The sequence below is a fragment of the Staphylococcus sp. LKG3-1 genome, assembly GCF_048568385.1.
GTDB lineage: Bacteria > Bacillota > Bacilli > Staphylococcales > Staphylococcaceae > Staphylococcus > Staphylococcus saprophyticus.
Window position 1 is genome coordinate 1,242,987 of record NZ_CP183796.1, and the last position, 23,611, is coordinate 1,266,597.

27 protein-coding genes are annotated in these 23,611 nt (G+C 33.5%); 6 read left to right on the forward strand and 21 right to left on the reverse strand.

Going from position 1 to position 23,611, the window contains the following annotated elements; all coding sequences use genetic code 11:
- Positions 1-109 precede the first annotated feature (109 nt).
- The 7 genes from ACM595_RS06280 to glp form a co-directional block, all read right to left on the reverse strand.
- Positions 110-460 carry a transcriptional regulator, SarA/Rot family gene (locus tag ACM595_RS06280; RefSeq protein WP_002482596.1) on the reverse strand — a complete coding sequence of 117 codons (351 nt, stop codon included), beginning with the start codon at positions 458-460 and terminating at the stop codon, positions 110-112.
- A 404-nt stretch (positions 461-864) separates the two neighbouring features.
- Complete coding sequence (moaA, locus tag ACM595_RS06285) at positions 865-1,887, reverse strand: GTP 3',8-cyclase MoaA (protein WP_069821521.1); 1,023 nt, start codon at positions 1,885-1,887, stop codon at positions 865-867.
- 14 nt (positions 1,888-1,901) lie between these two features.
- Positions 1,902-2,510, reverse strand: coding sequence for a molybdenum cofactor guanylyltransferase MobA (gene mobA / locus ACM595_RS06290; protein WP_002482594.1), 609 nt, complete (start codon positions 2,508-2,510; stop codon positions 1,902-1,904).
- A 6-nt stretch (positions 2,511-2,516) separates the two neighbouring features.
- Entirely contained in the window at positions 2,517-2,750 is a 234-nt protein-coding gene (gene moaD, locus ACM595_RS06295; protein WP_002482593.1) for a molybdopterin converting factor subunit 1, read from the reverse strand.
- Between the two features lie 5 nt (positions 2,751-2,755).
- Positions 2,756-3,202 carry a molybdenum cofactor biosynthesis protein MoaE gene (locus ACM595_RS06300; RefSeq protein ID WP_069821522.1) on the reverse strand — a complete coding sequence of 149 codons (447 nt, stop codon included), beginning with the start codon at positions 3,200-3,202 and terminating at the stop codon, positions 2,756-2,758.
- Positions 3,203-3,694 carry a molybdopterin-guanine dinucleotide biosynthesis protein B gene (gene mobB, locus ACM595_RS06305; protein ID WP_037537907.1) on the reverse strand — a complete coding sequence of 164 codons (492 nt, stop codon included), beginning with the start codon at positions 3,692-3,694 and terminating at the stop codon, positions 3,203-3,205.
- A complete protein-coding gene (gene glp / locus ACM595_RS06310; RefSeq protein WP_419744479.1) occupies positions 3,691-4,950 on the reverse strand; it encodes a gephyrin-like molybdotransferase Glp in 1,260 nt (419 codons plus the stop codon). The genes mobB and glp overlap by 4 nt, the downstream gene beginning before the upstream one ends.
- 64 nt (positions 4,951-5,014) lie before the next feature.
- Here glp and moaC point away from each other — a divergent pair, with 64 nt between their 5' ends.
- Complete coding sequence (moaC, locus tag ACM595_RS06315) at positions 5,015-5,503, forward strand: cyclic pyranopterin monophosphate synthase MoaC (protein WP_037537903.1); 489 nt, start codon at positions 5,015-5,017, stop codon at positions 5,501-5,503.
- Between the two features lie 137 nt (positions 5,504-5,640).
- Here moaC and ACM595_RS06320 read toward each other — a convergent pair whose 3' ends face one another.
- Together ACM595_RS06320 and ACM595_RS06325 are read right to left on the reverse strand one after the other, a co-directional pair.
- Positions 5,641-6,141, reverse strand: coding sequence for a MogA/MoaB family molybdenum cofactor biosynthesis protein (locus ACM595_RS06320; protein ID WP_069821523.1), 501 nt, complete (start codon positions 6,139-6,141; stop codon positions 5,641-5,643).
- 14 nt (positions 6,142-6,155) lie between these two features.
- Positions 6,156-7,160 (reverse strand): ThiF family adenylyltransferase, encoded by a 1,005-nt coding sequence (locus ACM595_RS06325; protein WP_069826091.1) that lies wholly within the window; start codon positions 7,158-7,160, stop codon positions 6,156-6,158.
- Between the two features lie 236 nt (positions 7,161-7,396).
- Between ACM595_RS06325 and cudC the strand changes: the two genes are divergently transcribed.
- Entirely contained in the window at positions 7,397-7,963 is a 567-nt protein-coding gene (gene cudC / locus ACM595_RS06330; RefSeq protein WP_002482586.1) for a choline uptake/conversion transcriptional regulator CudC, read from the forward strand.
- 87 nt (positions 7,964-8,050) lie between these two features.
- Here cudC and ACM595_RS06335 read toward each other — a convergent pair whose 3' ends face one another.
- From ACM595_RS06335 to ACM595_RS06370, 8 genes are all read right to left on the reverse strand, one after another.
- Positions 8,051-8,884 (reverse strand): MBL fold metallo-hydrolase, encoded by an 834-nt coding sequence (locus tag ACM595_RS06335; RefSeq protein ID WP_069821525.1) that lies wholly within the window; start codon positions 8,882-8,884, stop codon positions 8,051-8,053.
- Between the two features lie 165 nt (positions 8,885-9,049).
- Positions 9,050-9,655: an ATP-binding cassette domain-containing protein gene (locus ACM595_RS06340; RefSeq protein WP_002482584.1), complete on the reverse strand. Its 606-nt coding sequence runs from the start codon at positions 9,653-9,655 to the stop codon at positions 9,050-9,052.
- The gene (gene modB / locus ACM595_RS06345; protein ID WP_002482583.1) at positions 9,656-10,327 is read right to left on the reverse strand and encodes a molybdate ABC transporter permease subunit; all 672 of its coding nucleotides are present in this window, start codon (positions 10,325-10,327) and stop codon (positions 9,656-9,658) included.
- Between the two features lie 12 nt (positions 10,328-10,339).
- Entirely contained in the window at positions 10,340-11,122 is a 783-nt protein-coding gene (gene modA / locus ACM595_RS06350) for a molybdate ABC transporter substrate-binding protein (RefSeq protein ID WP_037537991.1), read from the reverse strand.
- A gap of 198 nt (positions 11,123-11,320) precedes the next feature.
- Positions 11,321-12,811: a UDP-glucose--hexose-1-phosphate uridylyltransferase gene (gene galT, locus ACM595_RS06355; protein WP_069821526.1), complete on the reverse strand. Its 1,491-nt coding sequence runs from the start codon at positions 12,809-12,811 to the stop codon at positions 11,321-11,323.
- Between the two features lie 3 nt (positions 12,812-12,814).
- Complete coding sequence (gene galE / locus ACM595_RS06360; RefSeq protein WP_069821527.1) at positions 12,815-13,816, reverse strand: UDP-glucose 4-epimerase GalE; 1,002 nt, start codon at positions 13,814-13,816, stop codon at positions 12,815-12,817.
- A gap of 35 nt (positions 13,817-13,851) precedes the next feature.
- Positions 13,852-15,012: a galactokinase gene (locus tag ACM595_RS06365; RefSeq protein WP_011302569.1), complete on the reverse strand. Its 1,161-nt coding sequence runs from the start codon at positions 15,010-15,012 to the stop codon at positions 13,852-13,854.
- Positions 15,013-15,116: 104 nt separating this feature from the next.
- Positions 15,117-16,121, reverse strand: coding sequence for a LacI family DNA-binding transcriptional regulator (locus ACM595_RS06370; RefSeq protein WP_115338414.1), 1,005 nt, complete (start codon positions 16,119-16,121; stop codon positions 15,117-15,119).
- A 206-nt stretch (positions 16,122-16,327) separates the two neighbouring features.
- Here ACM595_RS06370 and fdhD point away from each other — a divergent pair, with 206 nt between their 5' ends.
- Positions 16,328-17,125 (forward strand): formate dehydrogenase accessory sulfurtransferase FdhD, encoded by a 798-nt coding sequence (gene fdhD / locus ACM595_RS06375; protein WP_002482577.1) that lies wholly within the window; start codon positions 16,328-16,330, stop codon positions 17,123-17,125.
- Positions 17,126-17,193: 68 nt separating this feature from the next.
- On the opposite strand, the gene ACM595_RS06380 is transcribed toward fdhD, so the two are convergent.
- The 4 genes from ACM595_RS06380 to ACM595_RS06395 form a co-directional block, all read right to left on the reverse strand.
- A complete protein-coding gene (locus ACM595_RS06380; protein ID WP_002482576.1) occupies positions 17,194-17,931 on the reverse strand; it encodes a GNAT family N-acetyltransferase in 738 nt (245 codons plus the stop codon).
- Between the two features lie 36 nt (positions 17,932-17,967).
- The gene (locus ACM595_RS06385; protein ID WP_011302565.1) at positions 17,968-18,516 is read right to left on the reverse strand and encodes a biotin transporter BioY; all 549 of its coding nucleotides are present in this window, start codon (positions 18,514-18,516) and stop codon (positions 17,968-17,970) included.
- 397 nt (positions 18,517-18,913) lie between these two features.
- Positions 18,914-19,828, reverse strand: coding sequence for an ABC transporter substrate-binding protein (locus tag ACM595_RS06390; RefSeq protein ID WP_041079134.1), 915 nt, complete (start codon positions 19,826-19,828; stop codon positions 18,914-18,916).
- A 183-nt stretch (positions 19,829-20,011) separates the two neighbouring features.
- Entirely contained in the window at positions 20,012-21,163 is a 1,152-nt protein-coding gene (locus ACM595_RS06395) for an acyl-CoA dehydrogenase family protein (protein ID WP_037537889.1), read from the reverse strand.
- 151 nt (positions 21,164-21,314) lie between these two features.
- On the opposite strand from ACM595_RS06395, the gene ACM595_RS06400 reads away from it, so the two are divergent.
- Genes ACM595_RS06400 through ACM595_RS06410 form a run of 3 tightly spaced genes read left to right on the forward strand, consistent with a single transcriptional unit; the run spans position 21,315 to position 23,598 of the window.
- Positions 21,315-22,061, forward strand: a complete 747-nt coding sequence (locus tag ACM595_RS06400; RefSeq protein WP_069821529.1) for an amino acid ABC transporter ATP-binding protein — start codon at positions 21,315-21,317, stop codon at positions 22,059-22,061.
- Positions 22,062-22,087: 26 nt separating this feature from the next.
- The gene (locus ACM595_RS06405) at positions 22,088-22,915 is read left to right on the forward strand and encodes an amino acid ABC transporter substrate-binding protein (protein WP_370874424.1); all 828 of its coding nucleotides are present in this window, start codon (positions 22,088-22,090) and stop codon (positions 22,913-22,915) included.
- Positions 22,915-23,598 (forward strand): amino acid ABC transporter permease, encoded by a 684-nt coding sequence (locus ACM595_RS06410; protein WP_037537886.1) that lies wholly within the window; start codon positions 22,915-22,917, stop codon positions 23,596-23,598. Before ACM595_RS06405 ends, ACM595_RS06410 begins: the two co-directional genes overlap by 1 nt.
- Positions 23,599-23,611 lie beyond the last annotated feature (13 nt).

Consider the following 23,611-nt stretch of genomic DNA (forward strand, 5'->3'; position numbering starts at 1 on the left):
AGTTAAGGTAATCCACTCCTAGCCATTCCTTATCGAATATAAACCCACAGAACTTTTATGGATATTTGATTGTAATCCTATCTGATTGTTTTAATTTATGTATATCACACTATTGTGCTATTTGAATTTTTTCAATTTCATTGATAATATCATCTAATAATTTACTCTGTATATCATTATAATAATAAAAAACTTGTCTTTCATCCGTTTCTGAACGCACTTTAGAAATGAGCTCTTTTTTATAAATTTTTCTAATAATAACGTCAATTTTACTCGTATCCCAAAGCATTTCAAAATGCAAGGTATCTCTTAACTCTTTACCGCTCATTTTCTTTGCTTCATACACTTTATACAATATGACAAATTCTTCTATTGATAAGCGATGTACAGATTTTAACCAATGTTTTAATTGACTTAATGCTCTTTCAGAATTTATAAAATATGATACTTTACTTTCCATAAAAAATGGCCTCCTTATTGACTACTCTCGTTGTGTTCTATGGCTTTATTTAATGAATAAGCTTCAAAAGTATTATATAACACTTTCTTCATTTAATCTATTATTTTTATTGAAACAGATAAATATTATCTTCAATTGAATATAATTTATATAATCTCAAATGAACATCTTAAAAAAATTTGTATTACTCAATATCTTTAGACATATATTAACAAATTTTATCTATTTTATATTTTGCGAAATTAAATATCATTAAAGGTTAAGCATCCTATCATTTTGACCTTGAAATTTATTAAAAAGGCAATTAAAATTAGGCATCTTTCCATTTTCAATTCAGTCATCTACTGCCTTAATGAAAAAAAATCTGAGACATCTATTTTGTCCCAGACTCATTTCATTTTTTATTATCCACCTATATAATTCATGTTTATTTTTTTACGTTTTCTATTTGCAACTGTTTGTTCAGTTCGTTCATCAGAATAGCGGTCATCTCTGATATTCCATAATGCTTTAAATTGTTCGAATAATTCATTATCAGTTGCGCCATTGCGCATAAATGACTTAACATTAAATCCATCTACAGTACTAAATAAACATCCATAAAACTTACCATCTGATGAAAGACGTGCACGTGTACAAGTAGAACAGAATGACTGAGAAACACTTGTTATCAAACCAAATTGTGCTTTATTATCTTTATGCTGATAATATTTTGCAACTTCACCATAATATTTCGGTGCCACTGGCTCAATATCAAAATTCTGCTCTATCATTTCAAGCATTTCGTCTTTTGACACAACTTTACTAAAGTCCCAACCATTATCATTACCAACGTCCATAAATTCAATAAATCGAATTTGTACATCTTTATCTTTAAAGTATTGCACCATAGGTACAATCTGGTCATCATTTACACCTTTTTGTACCACTACATTTACTTTCACTTGAAATCCTATAGCAACTGCATAATCAATTTGTTGTAAAATCGTAGAAGCCTTAATATTTCTATTGTTTATGGCTTGGAACACAGCATCGTCTATTGCATCTAGGCTGACATTGATACGTCTCAAGCCAGCATCGTATAATTTTTGACCGTGTTTTTTTAATAATAAACCATTTGTCGTTAAACCAATATCTTCTACACCTTCTAATTGATTTAACTGGTATATCAATTTATCTAAATCACGTCTTAGTAATGGTTCCCCACCTGTAATTCTTATTTTTTTCACGCCTAATTGCGTGTATACCTGTGCAATACGTACCATTTCATCAAAGGTAAGCAACTCATCTTTAGGTAAGAATACAAAGCCATCACCAAATATTTCTTTCGGCATGCAATAATCACAACGGAAATTGCAACGATCTGTAACTGACAGTCTTAAATCACGAATCGGACGTCCAAGTTTATCAGTTATTTGCTCTACCATAACATTAGGTCCCCTTATCTATTTAATATATCTTGTTGTAAAGAGTCCAAATCTTGTTGATAATTAATATTTTTGTACCAATAATCTGGTGATTCAATTAAATTTACATCTAACCAATCACTTTTCACTTTATTATAAACACTTTTCAAACTATAATCGTTTGAATTTAATGCATCATCAATATATGGCAATGTGTGCGGACTATAAAAAGCAATAGTCGGTATGGGTCTGCCCTTTTCCTTAAACCCAGCGATATCTAATTGGTCTTCTATAAGGTGTTCTACCATGAATTGATATAGTTTACTCACAGCTTTTTGAGAAATCATAGGTGTATCAACCGACACAACAAAGAACAGTTCCTCACTTTCATAATGCTGAATGACTGACTGAATACCTGCCAAAGGACCTTTATCCTTATTTTGATCTTCATCAATAATAATATCAGAATGATCAAATTGAGATGCTAATGTCTCATTTGTACTGATAATAACTTGATTAAACATATTTGTACCCTCTAAAACGTCAATAATACGCTTATAAAATGGTTGCGCATTTATTTGAGCAAAAGCCTTTGGTTCGCCGAATCTTTCTGATTGTCCTCCGGCAAGTATAATTGCTTTCATGTTTTTTTACCCTCCGCTAACTGGTGGAATTAATGCCACTGTATCATCTTGATGTACGATGTCATCACTTTTGACGAATTCTTCATTTACTGCAATTTGAAATTGCTTATCCTTGATTTGAGGATAACGTTCAAATAAATCTTTAGTAAAATCATCTACCGTAATATCATAACTTAAATCAATTGTTTCAGTCTGTTTAGCTAAAATTTCTTTTAATTCTGCAAAGTATAGTATTTTCATAATTACTATTCCCCCTCAACTGCATCATTGTGATTCCCATACTGATGCCCTTGCCATTGAGCGCCATCTTCCCATATTTCCTTTTTCCATATAGGCACAATTGCTTTGATTCGTTCGATGGCATATTCATTTGCGCGATATGCATCCTTTCGATGTGGCGAGGATACACTGATAAGTACAGCAATATCAGATATATTCAGTGGTCCAATTCTATGAACAATTGCTGTTTTTGTTCCAGGCCATTTCTGTGATATTTCGTCTCCAATTTGAGCGAGCTTCTTCTCAGCCATAGGAATATATGCTTCATATTCTAAGTATTCTGTTTTAACACCTTTCGTCCACTCTCTTACATGACCTGTAAAAACAACTACCGCGCCTTGATTTTCATCCAAGACATAATCTCTATATGGCTCAGTTTGTATCGGGTCACACTTCACTTCGAATTGCTTCATTTAATGCATTCCTTCTATTTTAAAATAATGAAATAGCCATTGATTATAAAGCGTCAATGCATCTGTTTCGGCCAAATTCACATAGTATTTTACATTCGTTAAATGGCTTAGACTTTGACGTTCTTTCTCATCTTGATAAACAACTACTTTATCGAATCGTGCAGATTTAAAGCCTTCTACGAGTATCACGTCACAATCTATTGTAACAGATTCGCTGATAATTTCCTCAAGACTTTGATTTTCTTTTCTTGTTACCGACTGTTGATAAGACTTACCTTGTACAATACTTTGATCAGCGCCTGCATTAAAATGTTTCATATGGTCAACTTGATCATTTTGTAATGTGATATCCGCTTCTTGATTAACTAATTGGTTAAATCCGTGATGTTTAACAGTTGCCACTGTTAACAAATGTGATTTTAAAAATTGGATTGTATGTGACATTAACGTCGTTTTTCCAGCGTTTTTATAACCCACAATTTGTAAAATCATATAAAACATGTCTTTTCGTATGTTTGTGATTCCGTCAATATGACGTTAACCGTATGTCCTTGACTATAGCCTCTCGTTCCACCTGGAAGCATAATCATAGCATTACTATGGGCTATCGCAACTACAGCGCCTGATTTATTAAACCCTGATGGTACTACCGTCATTTCTTTTCCATTCAACGTCGCTGTGGCACGTATAAATCTTGTAAATGGGTTCGCCTTTTTAAAATCTTCCATTAATGTCGCTTGTATTACTTGAGGATATATTGCATTAGCACCCATCATATGAAGTACTGCCGGTTTAACATATAACTCAAAACCAGTATAGCAAGCCGATGGATTCCCAGATAATCCAAATAGATAGGTTTCATTTGCAACTGCTACAGTCGTAACACTACCTGGTCGCATCGCTATTTTATTGAATAGTACTTCTGCATTTAATGCTTCATATATTTGTGGCAGATAATCGAAATCACCCACCGATACGCCACCAGTCGTAATGACAATATCATGTTTAGCCATTGCTTTTTTTACGACTTGAATACTACTGTCCAAATCATCTTCTTGAATTTGATATGCAATAGCACTTAACCCTAATTTTTGCGATAAGGCTGTAATCATAGGACCATTTGAATTCCTAATTTTCCCTGATTCTAAAGCATCATTCACATCCAATAACTCACTACCAGTAGCTATAACACCTACACTTGGCTTTTTATTTACTTTTACTTGTGTATAACCGTAAGTTGCTAATACAGCAATGGCACCGGAATTAATTAATTGTCCCTTTTGCAGTACGATATCTCCTATCTCTGTTTCCTCACCCTTTAAAGAAACATTTTCATTTGGCTCAAAGGGTTTTCTCAAAGTAAAACTATGTCCGTTTTCAACAGTTTGTTCTAACATAACCACTGCATCTGTACCTTCTGGTAGAGCAGCCCCTGTCATAATCCGAACCGCCTCGAAAGCGCCTACCGTTTTATCAGAAACAGATCCTGCACCAATATGATCAATCACATTAAAGCTTACACGTTGTTCACCACTAGCACCTACCGTATCCTTACTGCGAATAGCAAAGCCATCATAGGGAGATTTATTAAACCGTGGAATTTCATATGTCGCAATGATATCTTCGGCTAAAATATGATGGATACTCTCATTTAATGGAACTTCTACTTGTTGCGTATAAATCGATTGATTGACTACACGTTCAATTGCTTCACTTACAGGAATTGGCGTTCTTTTTTCTACTGGCATTTTAAATCTACTCCTTACATAAATTAATTTCGTGATATACTAAGAAACGATTAGGAGGGATATTTTGTCTGAATTTACGCATATAAATCACCAAGGCAATGCTAAAATGGTAGATGTTTCAGAAAAAAACATTTCTAAACGTACTGCAATTGCACATTCAAGTATCACAGTTAACTCGGAAATTTATAAACAAATTGTCGAACATACAAATCAAAAAGGGAATGTTTTAAATACTGCTCAAATTGCGGGGATTATGGCCGCTAAAAATACTGCAGATATTATTCCTATGTGTCACCCATTACCACTAACTGGCATAGATGTAACATTTGATTGGCAAGAAAATGAACAATCATACACACTTAATATACAGACGATTGTCTCTACTACAGGTAAAACTGGCGTTGAAATGGAAGCACTAACAGCTGCTACTGCTGTTGCCCTTACCGTATATGACATGACAAAAGCATTAGATAAAAGTATGGTAATCGGTGAAACCTATCTGTTATCCAAATCAGGTGGGAAATCAGGCGACTATCAGCGCCAAGATAATTAAAGATAATGACTCCTTGAATTACCCAAAGTAAACTGAAGTCATGACCATCATTTTTTAGTAGAAACTATATAAACTGAGCGCGAAGTGTCGCAATTCTATTAAATAAATCAGAATTCAAGCTACACTTGGCGCTTTTGTTATTTAGTGATTTCATTCACTAGGTGATTTAATTCTGGTTTTATCAACTTGTTCAACGCTAATTTAACAGCGCCTGTTGAACCAGGAATGCTAAAAATCAACTTATCTCCAACTGCGCCTGCAATCGCTCTTGATAAAAGTGCGCGTGTTCCAGCATCTTCGGTATAACTCAAATATCTAAATAATTCACCAAAACCCTCAATTTCTTTTGTGATTAGTGCTGATACAGCTTCTATTGTAACGTCCCTCTGAGCAATCCCTGTACCACCAGTTGTAATAATGACATCTATATCTTCCTTTAACCATTCTTGTAGTTGTTTTTGAATTAAGTCTTGTTCATCTTTAACAATTCGATAATGCTCAGTAGCAATACTTACATTCAATTCAGAAAGTAGTGATTGAGCCAATTGGCCCCCCCTATCCGTTTCATAATCTCTTGTATCAGAAACGGTTAAAATAGCACATTTTATATCTTTGTCTAATTGCACATTTGTATGCACGATGCCCACCTCATTTATCCAAATAATTGATTTATTAATTTAATTGCTTCTTGTGGTTGCTTCATGCCATGTATCAGCATACGTCCACCTTTAAAACTGACGATACGATAACCTTTATATTGAAATTGAATGATATAAGGGTTACGTTTAAATGCGATTTTGTGTTGATTTAAAAATACACCTAGCATTTCCTGGGAAATATTAGGGTTTTCATATTGCACCGTATCTCTTCCACACAAACTAACATACTGACGTTTGGTTTCATTTAAATGGGGATATGTTGGATTTTGACCACAAGTTGGACAATTTGTTCTATATAATTTACTAAATCCAAAGCTAAAATGTGTACCTTCCCATAAATCACCATAAGTCAATTTAGTATCAGGCGTATGTTCTATCAATAGTTTCAATGCATCGCGTACTTGTAAACTTGTCGTCATCGTTACAGCGGGTTGTATAACACCTACCGTATCACACGTCATATTGATGGTTGGCAATTGTGGTACCATGCAATTAAAGCACGGTGTTGTGCCAGGTATAAATGCAGCTTCTATATAAGTACTTTGCACTACACCACCATAAATCCATGGTATATTCTGTTGATACGCATAGTCATTAATTAATTGCCGCGTTTCAAAATTATCTGTAGCATCTAAAATCAAAGAAATATTTGTAGCATGCGCTTCTAAAAATTGACGATCAACATGTGCGATATGACTGTGTATGACGACATCTTTACGAATTGCTAATAATTTTGTTTCTGCAGCAATGACCTTAGGCAATGCTGCATCTGCATCCGCTTCTGAAAATAATGTTTGCCTTTGAAGATTACTGTATTCAATATAATCTCTATCCACAATCGTAAGTTCACCTATGCCAGAGCGCACTAAACCCTCTGCAAGATGTGTACCTAAAGCACCCATACCAACAATAAGTACATGCTGTCTCTTAATTTTATCCTGTCCGTTTGATCCAATATGTTTAAATAACATTTGTCTTGAATATCGATCCTGTGTCACACGAATAACCCTCTCTTCACATCATTATTTCTATTATAAATCTTGGTCTCCAATGTAACAACGGTTTAAAATTAATATTGTTATAAAGTAGTGTTTCCCCTTATCTTTATTCAGCTCTAATGCGTGTTTTTATTTTATCTTTCATTAATATAGACAAGTATTTTCAACATTCTGAACATATCCTATTATCTTAACTTCATGGTACAATGAATCAAATATTATTTTGAGGTGAATTCATGGCGCGATCAAAAAACTTTGAACAACTATTAGAAGAAGCGAAAGATATCGTAATTAACTCTATTGGAGAAACAATGGATCTTTACGGTGTCAATCGGAGTGTAGGTAATCTTTATGGCACGATGGTTTTCGAACAAAAAAGCATGACATTAGATGAAATGCGTTATGAGTTACAAATGAGTAAACCAAGTATGAGTGCCGGTGTTAAACGACTACAAGAATTTGATGGTGTAAAGCAACAATTTATTAGAGGTAGCAGAAAACAACACTTTACAGCAGAAAAAGATTTCTTTACGTTTTTCGGTAATTTTTTCTCGCAAAAATGGAATCGTGAAATCAAATTAAATTTAGAAGCCATTCAACGAGCAGAAAAATTACTCTTCCCTATTATTGATTCTGAAGATGCAGAACCAGAATGGATTGAAGATGCCAATAAAATGTTAGAACAAATTGAACATTCCAAAGTCTATTATGCTTGGCTATCTACACTTTCCGAAGCACTACATTCCGGAGAAATTTTTGATTATTTTCCTATTCCAAATCAAACTAGCGCTTCACAAAGCTGATCAATATTTAACTAAAAAAGTACCCTTCTCCATTTCACTTTGTTGTGTAGGCTTTGAAGGGTACTTTATTAATGGTTGTTGCCATATTTATTCTATTGTAATTTGTAAACCATCGTAAGCAATGGTAGTCAACAATCCTTCCTCTTTTAATTGCTGTTCTAATTGTTCAATGTGTGTTTCATTTAAGTTTTCCGTTGCTTCTATGTGTGTAAAGTAAGTGTGTGTTGCATTGATTTCACGCGCGATAGTCACACTTTCTTGAAAAGTAATTTCACCTAACGCTGCTAGCATACCATTTTCGTGAATTCGTTCTTTGGTAACTGGATTAACTTCATTACTACCAAATGGTAAAATCGCAACATCAACGTTCTTCAATTTTTCTATTGGGTGATAACCTTTAATTTCATCCGGGATAATTAAAATGCGTAATGTGGATGTCGTAATATAAAATCCAAATGCAATGTCTTCTGCTAGCTGAATCCACTCTATAGTCGTTTCACCTATCTTTATTTGACCATTGTTAGGAATAATCTCTTTTTCAATTACACCTAAATCACCTAGATAGTTTAAATGATCCCAATGACCAAAATATTTTTTAAAATCATTTACATGTTGCTCTGTAAGGATTATTTTCGATTTTTTGGATTGTGGTACTTTATTTATAAAATCAAAATTTAATGTTTCCCAAATTCTTATACCCATCGTATGATCAGGATGCCAATGCGAATATATGCCATATTTTATATCATAAATTTCTGAACGGCGTAATTGATAAAATATATCCTCAGAAGTATCAATTAATAATTGGAGGTCATGTATATAAATAGCTGGTCCAGTTCTATGTATTGCTTGTAAATGTTGCGAATGGGACTTATAAAGTGACGGAAACCCACCTGCTGTTCCTAAAAATTCTATCTTCATATATACACCCCTTCTAAAATAAAATGATGCTTATTATCATTTGAATTTATCAAAAAATACATTCATATTATAGATGTTTGTCTTATACTTTTAAAAAAACCTGTATAGCTATTATCTATGTCATACAGGTTTTTAAGTATTGAAGTTTATATTTGGAAAATGATTTTAGCCAATAGTGATGATTTCATGCGCTAGTGAGGTGGCCTCATAATTTGAATGTGTAACAAAGATAATAGAAATTTGCCACTTTTCAAATATACGTTGCACAAGTTGGATACTTTCATGCTTAGTCGAATCGTCTAGACTTGAAAATGGTTCATCTAACAGAATCAAGTCTGGCTTTGTACTCAGTGTTCTAGCTAAAGCCACGCGTTGTGCTTCTCCACCTGATAAACGCATAGGATATTGATCTTTTAGGTGATCAATATTTAGTTGTTTCATCAATTTATCGATATGATCAGAAGGTTGTGCCATGAAAGTAATATTTTGATAGACATTCATGTTAGGAAAAAGTTGGTAATCTTGGAAAAGATAGCCAATATTTCTTTTTTGAATTTTCACATCAATCGCATGTGCTGAATCTGAAATAATACGTTTATTCACTTGTATAAATGCGTTGTCAGGTTGCCTTAAACCCGCTATCATATTTAATATTGTCGTCTTGCCAATACCGGAGGGCCCTTTAATTGCATATATCTTTGGTTTATCATCATTAATTTGTATGCTTAATGGTGTTGCTTTAAGCTGATGTGTCAGATGTATATGTAACAATTAATCTACCTCCCGATAACGATCTTTATTTAATAAATTAATTGTACCTATAACAGTTATCGCAAATGCTACCAATACAATCACCCATAACCATGCTTGATTTTCCTTACCTTGTTCAACCAAGAAATAAATCTCTAATGGTAATGTATTTGTCTTGTTTGGAATATAGCCAGCCACCATAAGCGTAGCGCCAAATTCACCAATTGCTCTTGCAAAGCTCATCATTACACCAGATAATATTGCACGTTTAGATAGCGGTAGAATTAATTTAAAAAATATTTTACTTTCACTGGCTCCCATTGTCCTAGCTGTATTTAGCATCTTATGATCTATACTGCGGAAACCTTGTACAGTATGTTGGTACATCAATGGAAAACTGACGATCACAGAGGCAATGACTGCACCAGTCAATGTAAACACTACGGGTAAGTGTAATACATTAGCAAAAAATGCCCCAATATAACTTCTTGGTGAAAACACTATGAGCAAGATGAACCCCATCACAGTCGGTGGTAAAACAATAGGTAAGACTATGATACTTTCTAAGATTCTAGCAATGATACCATGGCGTCTATATAACCATTTTGAAATGACTACGCCAATTAAAGTTACTATGATAGTACTTATAACGGCTACTTTAAGTGATATCCAAAATGGTGTAATATCTGGCATTGCTAAATCCTCCTATGCATCAAATTGATATTTTTTCAAAATATCTTTGGCCTTATCTGTTTTTAAGAAATCTATCCATTCTTTCGCTAACTTTTTATCTGTTGTAGTAGCTGCTTTATAAGTAATTGGTTTTTTCAAATCGGCTGTATTGATTTCTTTCACTTTACTACTACCATTTTGTTGTGATTGATATAAATCTGTTTTATACACATAACCTAATTGTGCATTACCTTTTTCAACATAGTTTAATACTTGACGCACATCTTTGGCATAAACTAAATTTGGTTTCACTTTATCGAATAAATGATTATCTTTTAAATATTGCTCAGCATATTTACCTGCAGGTACTGATTTTGCTTCACCAATGGCTAACTTATCATCGCCTTGTATATCAGTTACCGAATGATAGTTGCTATCTTTTTCACCAATTAATACTAGTTGGTTTTTAGCATACTCATATGTATTTTGTGCTTTGTCTTTATCAACTAGTCCGTCCACATCTTTTGTATTTGCAGACATAAATACATCTACTGGTGCACCTTTTTCTATTTGTTGTCTTAAAGCACCTGAACCACCATAATTAAAAGAAACGTCTACATCTTTATGATCTTTTTTAAAAGCTTTTTCTAAATCCTTAGTGACATCCGTTAGACTTGCTGCTGCAGAAACATGTAATTCTTGTTTTGCTTTTTCATCGCTTTTCGTTTTACTATTATCCTTATTATCACCATTTGAACATCCTGCTAACACAAGACATAAAACAATAAATGAAATAATTAAATATTTAAATTTAATTTTCAAAATAATCACTCCTATTTTCTTTTATTATATGCTTGTAATCAAGAAAATAAAAGAGCGGAGTGAAGAAATCAATGAGTCCAGTTTGATTTCTTCACTCCGCCTTGAGACAAAAATATTTTCAGTTTATAACATGTCATAAAATATAGCGCGTTTTTAAACATAGCCTAATCAATTCGACATGCGCTGCTTTTATTATAAATGTTTGATAAAGCGTTTAAATGCTTGGCGTCCAGTATCGGTATTTTTAAAAACACCTGCATCTTCTAACACACGTTTAAATTTATAACCGACTTCTTTATCAACGATGTCGTCAACATTTTGTTTATTGATATCATAAGTGCGCTTCATATTTTCAGCCCATTGTTGGTGCATACCTAAATCTAATTGGTTATCACCCACAAGATACGTTTTTACTTGTTGTAATTCCTCTTTTAAGCGCCCTGGTAATATCGCCGTACCCATCACTTCTATTAAACCGATGTTCTCTTTTTTAATATGTTGTACATCCTCATGTGGATGGAATATGCCATCTGGAAATGCTTCGGAAGTTTGATTATCTCTTAAAACGATATCTAATTCATATTGTGATTGTCTATAACGTGCAATCGGTGTTACAGTATGATGTCTTTCACCATCATTACTAAATGCCCTTACATCTATCGTTTCATCTGAGTATTGATTCCACGTATTCATCACATATGTTGCTGCATTAATTAATTCATCGCGATTTTCGCTTTTTAATCGAATCACACTCATTGGCCAATTCAATGTACTCGCTGTTACCGATGAAAATTCATTCATTGTAAACCGCTCTATTTCTGCCGCATTATCCATAGGAAATACATGTTTGCCAGCCTGATAATGATTATGTGATAAAATCGATCCACCAACTAATGGAATGTCTGCATTAGATCCAATAAAATAATGTGGAAATTGTTCAATAAACGCTAACAAATTAACAAATGTTTGTTTATTAATTTCCATAGGCACATGATGTTCAGATAACACAATGCTATGCTCTGGAAAATAAGCATATGGTGAATATTGGAATCCCCACGACTTTCCGTCTAATTTCAATCGTATAATACGATGATTCGTACGAGCTGCTTGTGTAACCGAACCTTGGTAGCCTTCATTTTCAATACATAGTGCACATTTAGGATAATGTTTAGCTGGTTCAGCTTTAGCTTTCGCAATTTGCTTTGCATCTTTTTCAGGTTTAGATAAATTGATTGTAATTTCAATATCATCGTATTCTGTTTCTACTTCATAATTAATATTATTAGCAATAGCATCTTCTTTTACATAATGATTCCGTTTAGTTATTTCATAAAAATAATTAGTAGCTGTTTCCGGTGATTTTTTATAGGCTTCTACAAAATTTCGATTAATAACTGAAGGTCGAGGTGTTATTAAATCTAATATTTGTGCTTCAACGATTTCTTTTTTATATAATGCATCTTCTAGGCAGTTTTCATTAACTGCTTGTTCAATCCAATACTGAGCAATCGCATTTGCAGTGGCATCTTGGTTTAGTGGTGATTCATTATCAACATCAATACCTATTGCATTTAAAATTCGGAGCAGTTGATTTTGAATATAAATGTTATCTTCTTGTTCATAATCACCAAATGCAATTGCCTGTGTGACAAATTGCTGTACTAATTGTTGATTTAATAACATGCCTTATACCTCCGTATCTTCTTGATAACCGTTTGGATGTTGATTATGCCAGCGCCAAGCTGAATCAATAATGTCATGTATATTATCATGTTTTGGTTTCCAACCAAGTATTGATTGTGCTTTATCACTTGATGCAACTAATTTACTAGGGTCTCCAGCTCTTCTAGGTCCAACCTTCGCTTCAATTGGTTTGTTTGTCACCTTTCGAGCCGCTTCTAATATCTCAAATACTGAGTACCCTTGACTACTTCCTAAATTAAATGCGCCAGATTCCCCACCATTTTGTAAATGTTGGTAAGCTAAAATATGTGCATCTATTAAGTCGACAACGTGAAGGTAGTCACGAATACATGAACCATCTTCCGTATCATAGTCATCACCAAATATCGTTAATGCTTCTCTTTGTCCCAATGCAACTTGTAATACAATTGGCACTAAATGCGTCTCTGGACGGTGGTCTTCACCTATAGTGCCCTCTTCTTTTGCACCCGCTACATTAAAGTAACGCAAGGCTGCATAATTAACACTGTAAGCATTGTGACTCCAATGCATCATTTTTTCCATCATTAACTTACTTTCACCATAAGGACTCGTCGGTGTTTTAGAATCTGCTTCAGTAATAGGCACTGTATCTGGTTCTCCATATACTGCTGCAGTTGAGGAAAAGATAATATGTTTTACTTGATGATCATACATGACTTCTAATAACACTTGTAAACCATTCACATTATTGTTGAAATACGCTAACGGTTTCTCAACAGATTCACCTACTAACGAATATGCACAGAAATGGAAGACACCTTCTATTGTTTCAGTTGTAAACACCTGATCTAAAAATGGCTTATCACGTATATCGCCTTCATAAAATCGTGCATCTTTATTTACAGCTACACGATGACCTGTCCCTAAATTATCTACAACAACGACGTCGTAACCTCTACTTATTAATTGATCCACCGCATGACTACCAATATATCCAGCGCCACCTAATACTAAAACAGACATATTCAAAATCCTTTCTTTTAATCATTTTGTATTGCTTACAAAGCCTTAACGCCATCACTTATACCCACATGATAAAACGAAGGTGCATAACCAATTTTATCAATATATGCTTTTGATACTTCATCTTCTAACTTCTGTATACTATTTTTATCCACTAAAGCAATGGCACATCCTGCAAAACCAGCACCTGTCATTCTTGCGCCTAATACACCCTCTACTTGCTGAGCTGTTTCAGCTAAGGTATCTAATTCAATACCTGTAACTTCGTAGTCTTCTTTTAATGATTTGTGTGATGCATTGAGTAATTGCCCAAATTGTTCAAAGTTATTATCAGCCAATGCTTTATGTGCAAGCTTCGTTCTCTCATTTTCTGAAATCGCGTGTTTGGCACGTCTACATACGACCTCATCAGTAATAAGTGATTGGTACTTCTCAAATTGCGCTAAAGATAATTCACCTAAAGATGTGATTTCTAATTGCTGCTGTAATTGTGAGAGTGCGTTTTCACACTCAGATCTACGTTCATTATATTTACTTTCAGTTAGTGAACGTCTTTTATTTGTATTCATAATTGAGATGACATAATCTCCAAATTTAGCAGGTACATAGTCAAAATCAAGTGTAGCGGTGTCTAATAATATGGCATGCTCTGCTTTACCCATACCAATAATAAATTGGTCCATTATACCTGAATTCACACCCATAAATTTATTTTCAACGACTTGTCCTAATTTAATTAACTGTAAGCGCTCTAAATGCAAATTAAATAATTGTTTAATTAGCCAGCCAGTTAGTAATTCAATAGAAGCTGATGACGATAAACTCGCACCATTCGGTATATTTCCTTCAACTAAAATATTGAATCCTTGATTGATATCATTAAATTCTTCTTTTAAATATTTAACGACACCCTTAGGGTAGTTTGCCCAATCGTGTTGCTCATTAAATTCAAGTTCATCTAATGTAAAAGATACAATACCTGTATCTTCAAAATTATTTGAATATAATTGAATGATACGATCCGTTCTTTTAGATGCTAAACCATATGTCCCCAGTTCTATTGCAGCTGGAAATACATAACCACCGTTATAATCAGTATGTTCCCCAATTAGATTAATTCGTCCCGGTGCAAACGCCCTCACATCTGCTTTTACATCAAATAAAGATTCAAACTTTTTGTGCATTTCCTGTAACATAAGCTTGCCACTCCTTTTTCTAAACCATCTCACATACCTATCGGCCCTTTAGTAAACACAATTAAAGTTTACTTGTTTACTAAATGTTTTGTCAATAAAGTTAACTATACTTTAAATGTGTTTCTTGCTTTGAGTTTCGCTTCTACAACAACATGAATTGCGATTTGCCTTGTGTTATTGATACGTTCTTCTGCCATTCTGACAGCAGTTCTCCCAAATTCATCGACAGGAATATGCACGCTACTAATTGAAGGCACTGCATATTGAATCACTTCTAAATCATTAAAACTAATTAATTTCACTTCTTCAGGGATTGCTTTTTTATTTAGTTGCAATTGTTGTAAAATACCGATTGCAATCATATCGTTGCCAGCAATAAATACTTGAGGAAACGCATGATCACTTTCTAAATAAACTTTCACTGCATCCTCTCCCTGTGTTTTTCCCCATCCATTGAGTAACACTATTTCTTCGACGTCATGTTTTTCACACCATGATTGATATGCTTGGTATCTAACATCTGCTGCGTTAGTAGTTGTTATACCATTCAACTCTCGTATTGTATGGTGCCCACCAATATATGCAATTTTCGTTAGACCTTTATCTAAAATGCGATTAAGCAGTTCTGTCATTGCATCATCCAAATCAGAATACACAGCATCAATAGATTTAGGTGTATTTGGATTATTAATGACCACCATGTTAGCGTTGTGCGTTTTCAATTTGTTCAATGCATCTACAGAAAAATTCCCAATTACAATAATGGCGCCTGCATTTTCAATTTTGTTTAAATCGATATGATCTTGTTGCCCATCAATTCTAATTGTTCGCTTAAGGGATAAGTTTAATCTTTTAACTTCTGCTTCTATCGCTAATCGGATTTCTCTATAATATGGATCCGACATTTCTTTCTCTCGAGAAGCGTATGTAATAATTTGGATACGTTTATTTTTTCTAGTAACTTTTTCGTATTGTAACGCTTGTGCGATTTGATTTATGCGTGTCCGCGTTTCTTTAGCAACGGATAAAGTTGGATCATTGTTTAAAACACGTGAAACAGTACCTGGACTTACTTCAGCTTGACGTGCAATATCCCTAATACTTGCCATTCATGTATCACCTCTATTAGTATTGTTTACCTTAAGTTTACTTCTCACTTTATGTTAAATCAATTGTGACGTAACTAAATCTGATTAATCGTTAAAAGCAACTTATAAACAGAATCGTGTAATGATAATACCTTTATAAACCGAATCATTTTTTTACAACTAAAAATAAGCTAAAATAATAATAGAATATGAAATGAGGTGCTTGTATGCATGAAGATGTTTTGACAAATCAAACAATTGTACGCTTTGAAGATGGTAAACTGATAGAAAAAAAAGATCACTATGTTACTGAATTTCCATTAACTATTATGGTGAATGGTGAAGAATTTGCTACAGTTATTTGTAGTCCAAATCATATGGAAGAACTTACACTTGGTTTTTTAGCTTCTGAAGGTGCTATATTAAGAAGCGATGATTTAAAGTCTATTCAAATAGATGATAGTAAGGGGTTTGCGCACGTTGAGTTAACAAAATCCTTAGGAGAACGCTTCGAGTATTCTACTAAACGCATGATTGCATCCTGTTGTGGTAAAAGCAGAGAATTTTATTTTCAAAATGATGCAGCAGTAGCAAAGACGTCAATGTCAAATATTGAATTAAATCCTCAACAAGTACTGAATATGATGACACGTTTACAAAGCGCTAGTGAAGTATTCAAACAAACAGGTGGTTTACACAATGCAGCCATTAGTGATGGAGATACGTTTTTCGAACATCGTCAAGATATCGGACGCCACAACGCACTGGATAAACTTTATGGTTACTGTATCGAAAGACATATACCAGTACGTAATAAAGTACTTATATTTAGTGGTAGAATCTCTTCTGAAATATTAATTAAAGCCGCTAAAATCGGTGTGGGCGTTATTCTTTCTAAATCCGCGCCAACCACGCTAGCCATAACACTCGCACAAGATTTAAATATTACAGCCATTGGTTTTATTAGAGAAGGAAATTTTAATATTTATAGTCACCCTGAACGCATAAAAATAGCGGAGATGTAATTAGTTGATAAATCAACAAACTACGTCTCCGCTTTACTCCTATTATAATAGTATCGTTTGATATTATTTTAAATATGCTCTTTTAGTATTTGATAACAGTAGCTAATAAAGATATAACCTTGCTTTATATACATATCTTTCGCGCTATCCTCACCATCAGCTATCAATATTATCGTTTTGTCTTTCGCAATCTGTGCTACAAATGATTGCATCACACTGCCTATGCCTTGCCTTTGATATTCATCCAACACGCCAAATCCATCTATTTCCATCGCCGATGCGGACACAATTAAATCTAATATACCTACTGGGACTTCACCCTTATATGCTAATATTCTCAATTTATTTTCTTGTGGAAATTGATTACGAATCATCTGTATACTTTCTTGTGCATATGCTAGCCCATACGGTTCAGCAAACCTACGATAAATAGCTATATAATCTTCAAGTGTTTCATCGTTCACGATTGTAACATCTATTTCTGAGTTTATAGCTTGATGGATATGCTGAGGTTCGATAGCGTAAAGCTCCATAATCCCTAACTCAAATTCTAATGCTTTTATTTCATCCAACCATTGTTGATCTAGGTGCTCATTTTCAGGAAAAGTAAATGCAAGGTGGGAAGATCCTTGTTGTTTATGCATAAATTGTTGGTAAGCCATATCTAATTTCCAAGAATTAAGCGTAGGCATTCGCTTATATATCCATTTGTTTGTATCATATACTAACGGTTCCTCAGGTGTTAAATAAATGGTTTTACTATTATCATCTTGATAAACCGTGCCTTGTTGAAAAATATCATTCATAGAAATGACCAATTTATACACCTTCCCTATATGTTTTTACTTCATTAATTGTTTGAATTGACTATGGTTTAACATTGTATTGCCTATTAAACTCGCAATAATCGCTTTTAATAAATCTCCAGGCATAAAGACGAATGAAAGCATTACTGACTTAGATATTGGTAAATGTGTTATCCACCCCATAATGATAGTGCCTACAATATCCAACAGTAATACACCGAACACAATTGTTGTACCTAATAATACAACAAAATTCATTTTATTAAAATATAAATCTCTCACTAAACCAATCAGGTATGTAATCACTGGATACATAAATAAAAAACCTGCTGAAGGTCCTGCAAATACACCAATACCGCCACGGCCGCCAGATAATAATGGTAGACCTGTTGCTACTAGTAATAGTAAAACAATGACACTTAAAGTCCCATATTTACGTCCAAGAAGTATCGCTGCTAGAAATATACCTATATTTTGTAAAACAATGGGTACTGGCATTACCGGCAATGGTATCGCAGGCACAAAGCCTAGTACCGCTATCATTGCTGTCATCAATGCTGTATATACTAATCTTTTTGTTGTCATAGTTATTCCTCCTCGATGAAGAAATTATATCACGAATGTAAACTTTAAAAAATAAAAAGTTTACATTAGGTTGCATTTTTAGTATTTTAACCATTAAATCATCACAAGCATAAGACCACATAAACTCTTTAATAAAATAAATATATTGCACCCATTTTATAACATGCTGATGTTTAATATCATATTATGAATGAAAAACTACATATTTATACCTTACCCTTAGCATATACATGCAGCGCCTTCCTCTTTGAAACTATAAAAATAGCTATGAAAAAATCTATTGTAAAGATTTCTTCATAGCTAATCTTAGAATGTTTTAAAAATGAGTCTTTCTGTCCTAAAGCACTTATTATTTACTACATACAATCAAATTGATTTAGCGTACTGATAATTTAGTTTAATTGTTTAAAAATTTTTCTTTTAAATCTTTTCTCATAAATTCTAATGTGTATGGATCATTGTACCAATATGTCTCAGCTTGAACTTTAATTACATGATCTTGTTGTACCGCTGGAATATTATTCCATAAGTCTGTTTTTTCATAAGCAGGTGTTGATTTACCTTCACTTGTTGAAACAATATAGTCGCCGGCATAATAAGCAATTTTTTCTTGTTTAACTTCTGCCCATCCTTCTTTTTTAACTAAATCATTTAGTTTATCAGGTATCTTCAGACCAAATGCTTGATATAATACTTCGCCACCACGACCCCAGTTAGGACCATAGCTATATAGTTTTTTATCAAATTCATCAAAGATTGAAACAGTAGCATCTTCGCCTATTTTATCTTTTATTTCTTGTCCATCTTTTTTAGTTTGTGATTTCCATTTATCTTCCCAAGATTTTACTTCATCTTCTTTACCTAATAATTTCCCTAATTCTCTTTGTTGATCTAAATACTTATGTTTACCATAGTCATACACAACTGTAGGTGCAATTTTTTCATATTTTTTAATATTTTTATCTGTTGAATAAACAACGATTAAATCAGGTTTTGTTTTTGCAACCTTTTCTACATCATTTTCCCCAATTTTTTCTACACCTTTAAATTTATCTTTAAGTAATTTGCTGTTATCGACTTGTTCATTTACTGCCACAATCTTACCACCAAGATATTTAATACCACCGGCATATGTAGGCGCCACAACGGCAATACGCTCTGGATTTTTAGGAATATCGATACTTTTTCCACTATCTAATTTATATGATTTTGTTTCTTCCTTTTTGTCGCTATTTGAGTCACTATCTGATTTATTACCACATGCGGCTAAAATAAGCATTAAAGCAAGTAACGGAAACAATAATTTTTTCATAATTCTCCTCCATTGAAAATGATTATCAGTACCAATTGATTATATAATGACTCTAGTAATTTTACAATAGTAAAAAGTCAATTTTTAGCTTTTTAAGTTATTAAAAAAATGCATTCAGACACTATGTCTAAATGCATTTTAATTACAACTATTAAATGAAACTTTCTCAAGTCTTTATACTTTCTAAAATCTATCTAATACACTCTTAGCAATATTAGTATATGCCATATCTTCCATTGGTGGATTGTGTAAACCTGCTCTCATATCTCGATAATAACGTTGTAACGGACGTTCCATTTCAAGGCTCTTAGCACCGACAATACGCATGGCAATATCAATTACTTCGAGTCCTTGATTCATGACTAACACCTTACTAGCAGATGTTTCATTCCATATAGCTTTATCTGAATGGGTATTTGAATATAATGATGCTGTACTCCATAAAAAGTGACGCGCAGATAATAGCAAGGATTCCATTTTGCCAATATTTTGCTGAACGGTTGTTATATCTCCTATCGTACCTTCTATACTATTAGGGCTATAAGTTTTAGCAAAGTCAACAGCATAATCTCGTGCTGCTTGCGCAATGCCTAAATAAGTACTTGGGATATGTAGAATCCAGCCGTTTGGTTTTTTACCACCAGCGCCTCTAATTTCTACAAAATTCTGTTCTGGTATTTGAACATCATTTAATATTAAATCGTGACTTTCTGTAGCTCTCATTCCTACCATATTCCAATTATCTGCAATTTCTACGCCTGGTGTATCCTTTTCTATAAGATAAAATCCTACTTGCTCAATCGTTTCATCATATGCACTCACAATAAAATGCGTGAGCCCCTTACTCATAGAAGTAAATGTTTTAACACCATTTAATATATAGCCATTTTCATTTTTAATTGCATTCGTAGCAGGTCTACCACCTCGTGTAGGACTCCCTGTTTCCGCTTCACTTACAGCTCTATTAACCAGTGCACCTTTTCTGATAGATTCCGCAAATTGATTTAACATGGATTCATCCCACATCTTTTGTTCATATAATTGACCCACAACACTAAGATGCCAGCCAATTGAAAGTGCCGTTGCACCATCAATAGAGCCTAAATAGGTTTGAATAATAACCATATCTTCAACTGAGGCACCTTCGCCACCGTATGCTTTAGGTAAAGTTAATAATGTATAACCTTCATTAACTAACCACTCAATATTTTCATATGGAAACCTAGAATGTTGATCATTATAGACTGCATGTGATCTAAATTTATCTTTTACTGTATTCAATTTTGCTATCCATTTTTCTTGAATATCTGTATGTATTAATGCAGAATCTTCCATTTTTTCCACCTCGTCCATTATATTTCTTTCTATATAAGTATAAGTTTAACACTCGATATGGCTTAAATAAAGGTTTCTACCCCAAATCCTTACTTTACCGATAAGATTTATTATGATAATTTATAATTATTGGTATATTGGGGGGACACATATGATTACAGTTAATCATCTTATACATAAATACAATGAGAATACGATACTGAATGACGTCAGTTTCTCACAGGATAAAGGTACAGTCACAGCTATTATCGGACCCAGTGGTTCTGGTAAAACAACACTCTTACGCACACTAAATGCACTTGCTTTAGCGAAATCAGGGACTATTACTATTGGGGATACAAGCTTTGATGCTTCTAAACATAATAAAAAAGATATATTCAAATTACGTCAAAAATCCGCGATGGTTTTTCAAAATTATAATCTTTTTAAAAATAAAACAATATTAGAAAATATTACTGTCGGTTTAAAATATGGGGAAAATTATAGCCATGCTGAAGCCAATGACATCGCACTGTCTTATTTAAATAGAATTGATTTATTAAAACAAAAAGATAAATATCCAAGTCAATTATCTGGTGGGCAAAGTCAACGTATCGGAATCATTCGTGCACTTGCCTTAAATCCTGATGTACTACTGCTTGATGAACCAACCTCAGCCTTGGATCCAGAATCTATACAAAGCGTACTCTCTCTAATCAAATCGATTGCCCAAGAAGGTATGACAATGGTCTTAGTTACTCACGAAATACAATTTGCAAAAGCAATCGCTGACCAAGTGCTATTTATTGATGATGGACACATTATTCATCGTGGTACACCACATGAAGTATTGGAAAACACTAAGTCAAAAAGAATCCAGCGTTTCTTAAATCATGTTGGCACGGAGCGTGATGTTTAATGCTACGACACAAAAAATATTTCTTCATGATGTTATGCGCTTTATGTTTCTTATTGTCTGCTTGTAATGCTACTCATAATGATGATACTTCATCACACAAAAAGGAAATTAAAGTCGCATTGTCAGCAGAAGTTAATCCACCCTACTTATACACTACGAAAAACAACGAATTTATTGGACTCGATATGGAATATATGAAATTACTTGAAAAAAAATTACCACAATATGATTTCAAATATGAAGTAGGCGAAGAAGAATCCAACTTGGTAGGCATTGGTGCTGGAAAGTTTGATATGGGGATTAACTGGTTCTTCAAAACACCTGAACGTGAAAAACAATTTCTATATCAAGATGAGCCATATAGTTATGCTTTACCTTTGCTCGTTGTTAACCGTGATAACAACGACATACATCATTTAGATGATTTACCAGGGAAAAATATTACACCAATGGCTCCTAGTGGTGGCTTGTATTCTATCTTATCTGAATATAATAAAAATCATACAGATAAGATTCAAGTCAATACGATACAAGAACCTTCGAATGGCGATAATTTAAAAATGGTTAGTCAGCAACGTCGAGACGCCATGCTTTTGAATTGGAACACTTATAAAGCCATACAATCTCAAGTCAAAGAAGATGTAAAAATCGGTGGTATTGTTAAAAAAGAACCATTACACATCGTTTACAATAAAAAGCATCAACAATTACATGATGACATTGACCAGGCTACGATTGAATTGAAGAAAGAAGGCAAACTACAAGCGCTTTCAAAAAAATATTTTGATATTAATGTCTTTGAAGATTTAGATGATATTAATAAGAAAAAATCACAATTGGAGGTGCATCGCTAATGCAATCAGTAAATTGGTTGGATTTATTATATCAAGTCTTGCAACAATTACCTTTGACATTATTGATGATTGTTTTATCGCTCATTTTTGCACTGATACTCGGTTTTATTTTAGCAACCATACGAATACAAAAAATTAAATTATTGTCACCTGTCGTCAAAGTCTATATTTCTTTTATTCGTAGCACACCTTTACTATTACAACTTTTCTTAGTTTATTTTGCTTTACCTCAGTTATTGTTGTTTGTACATATTGATATCAATCATTTCAGTAGATTATTTTTTGTGATTTTAGCTTTCACATTACACACTGGTGCTTATTTATCTGAAATTATTCGCGCAGGTTACCAATCTGTAGACTACCGACAAATTGAAGCAGGTTTATCCATAGGTTTAACATACCCTAGAATATTAAAAGAGATCATCTTACCACAAGCGCTGCGCAATAGTATTCCAAATTTAACAACACAAATCATCGAACTTGTAAAAGATACTTCTTTGGCTTTTACTATCGGAATCATCGACATGATGGGACAAGTCAAATTAATTATTGGTAATAATTATGGTTTAGGTATGTTAGAAGTATATATTGTCATTTCTGTTGTTTATTGGCTCATCGCTTTAATTATCCAAGGCGTATTTACAATCATTGATAAACGTGCCCAAAAACCATACCAAATTTAAGGAGGACAGACCT

Bases quoted from the DNA above. Each gene is read 5' to 3' on its own strand.
- mobA (WP_002482594.1), bottom strand. From the start codon at position 2,510: ATGAAAGCAATTATACTTGCCGGAGGACAATCAGAAAGATTCGGCGAA.
- cudC (WP_002482586.1), top strand. From the start codon at position 7,397: ATGGCGCGATCAAAAAACTTTGAACAACTATTAGAAGAAGCGAAAGAT.
- galE (WP_069821527.1), bottom strand. From the start codon at position 13,816: ATGTCTGTTTTAGTATTAGGTGGCGCTGGATATATTGGTAGTCATGCG.
- glp (WP_419744479.1), bottom strand. From the start codon at position 4,950: ATGCCAGTAGAAAAAAGAACGCCAATTCCTGTAAGTGAAGCAATTGAA.
- moaA (WP_069821521.1), bottom strand. From the start codon at position 1,887: ATGGTAGAGCAAATAACTGATAAACTTGGACGTCCGATTCGTGATTTA.
- ACM595_RS06300 (WP_069821522.1), bottom strand. From the start codon at position 3,202: ATGAAGCAATTCGAAGTGAAGTGTGACCCGATACAAACTGAGCCATAT.
- ACM595_RS06370 (WP_115338414.1), bottom strand. From the start codon at position 16,121: ATGGCAAGTATTAGGGATATTGCACGTCAAGCTGAAGTAAGTCCAGGT.
- moaD (WP_002482593.1), bottom strand. From the start codon at position 2,750: ATGAAAATACTATACTTTGCAGAATTAAAAGAAATTTTAGCTAAACAG.
- ACM595_RS06280 (WP_002482596.1), bottom strand. From the start codon at position 460: ATGGAAAGTAAAGTATCATATTTTATAAATTCTGAAAGAGCATTAAGT.
- ACM595_RS06385 (WP_011302565.1), bottom strand. From the start codon at position 18,516: ATGACAACAAAAAGATTAGTATATACAGCATTGATGACAGCAATGATA.
- mobB (WP_037537907.1), bottom strand. From the start codon at position 3,694: ATGATTTTACAAATTGTGGGTTATAAAAACGCTGGAAAAACGACGTTA.
- ACM595_RS06400 (WP_069821529.1), top strand. From the start codon at position 21,315: ATGATTACAGTTAATCATCTTATACATAAATACAATGAGAATACGATA.
- ACM595_RS06390 (WP_041079134.1), bottom strand. From the start codon at position 19,828: ATGAAAAAATTATTGTTTCCGTTACTTGCTTTAATGCTTATTTTAGCC.
- ACM595_RS06380 (WP_002482576.1), bottom strand. From the start codon at position 17,931: ATGAATGATATTTTTCAACAAGGCACGGTTTATCAAGATGATAATAGT.
- ACM595_RS06410 (WP_037537886.1), top strand. From the start codon at position 22,915: ATGCAATCAGTAAATTGGTTGGATTTATTATATCAAGTCTTGCAACAA.
- galT (WP_069821526.1), bottom strand. From the start codon at position 12,811: ATGTTATTAAATCAACAATTAGTACAGCAATTTGTCACACAGGCAATT.
- fdhD (WP_002482577.1), top strand. From the start codon at position 16,328: ATGCATGAAGATGTTTTGACAAATCAAACAATTGTACGCTTTGAAGAT.
- ACM595_RS06365 (WP_011302569.1), bottom strand. From the start codon at position 15,012: ATGTTACAGGAAATGCACAAAAAGTTTGAATCTTTATTTGATGTAAAA.
- ACM595_RS06395 (WP_037537889.1), bottom strand. From the start codon at position 21,163: ATGGAAGATTCTGCATTAATACATACAGATATTCAAGAAAAATGGATA.
- modB (WP_002482583.1), bottom strand. From the start codon at position 10,327: ATGCCAGATATTACACCATTTTGGATATCACTTAAAGTAGCCGTTATA.
- ACM595_RS06405 (WP_370874424.1), top strand. From the start codon at position 22,088: ATGATGTTATGCGCTTTATGTTTCTTATTGTCTGCTTGTAATGCTACT.
- ACM595_RS06335 (WP_069821525.1), bottom strand. From the start codon at position 8,884: ATGAAGATAGAATTTTTAGGAACAGCAGGTGGGTTTCCGTCACTTTAT.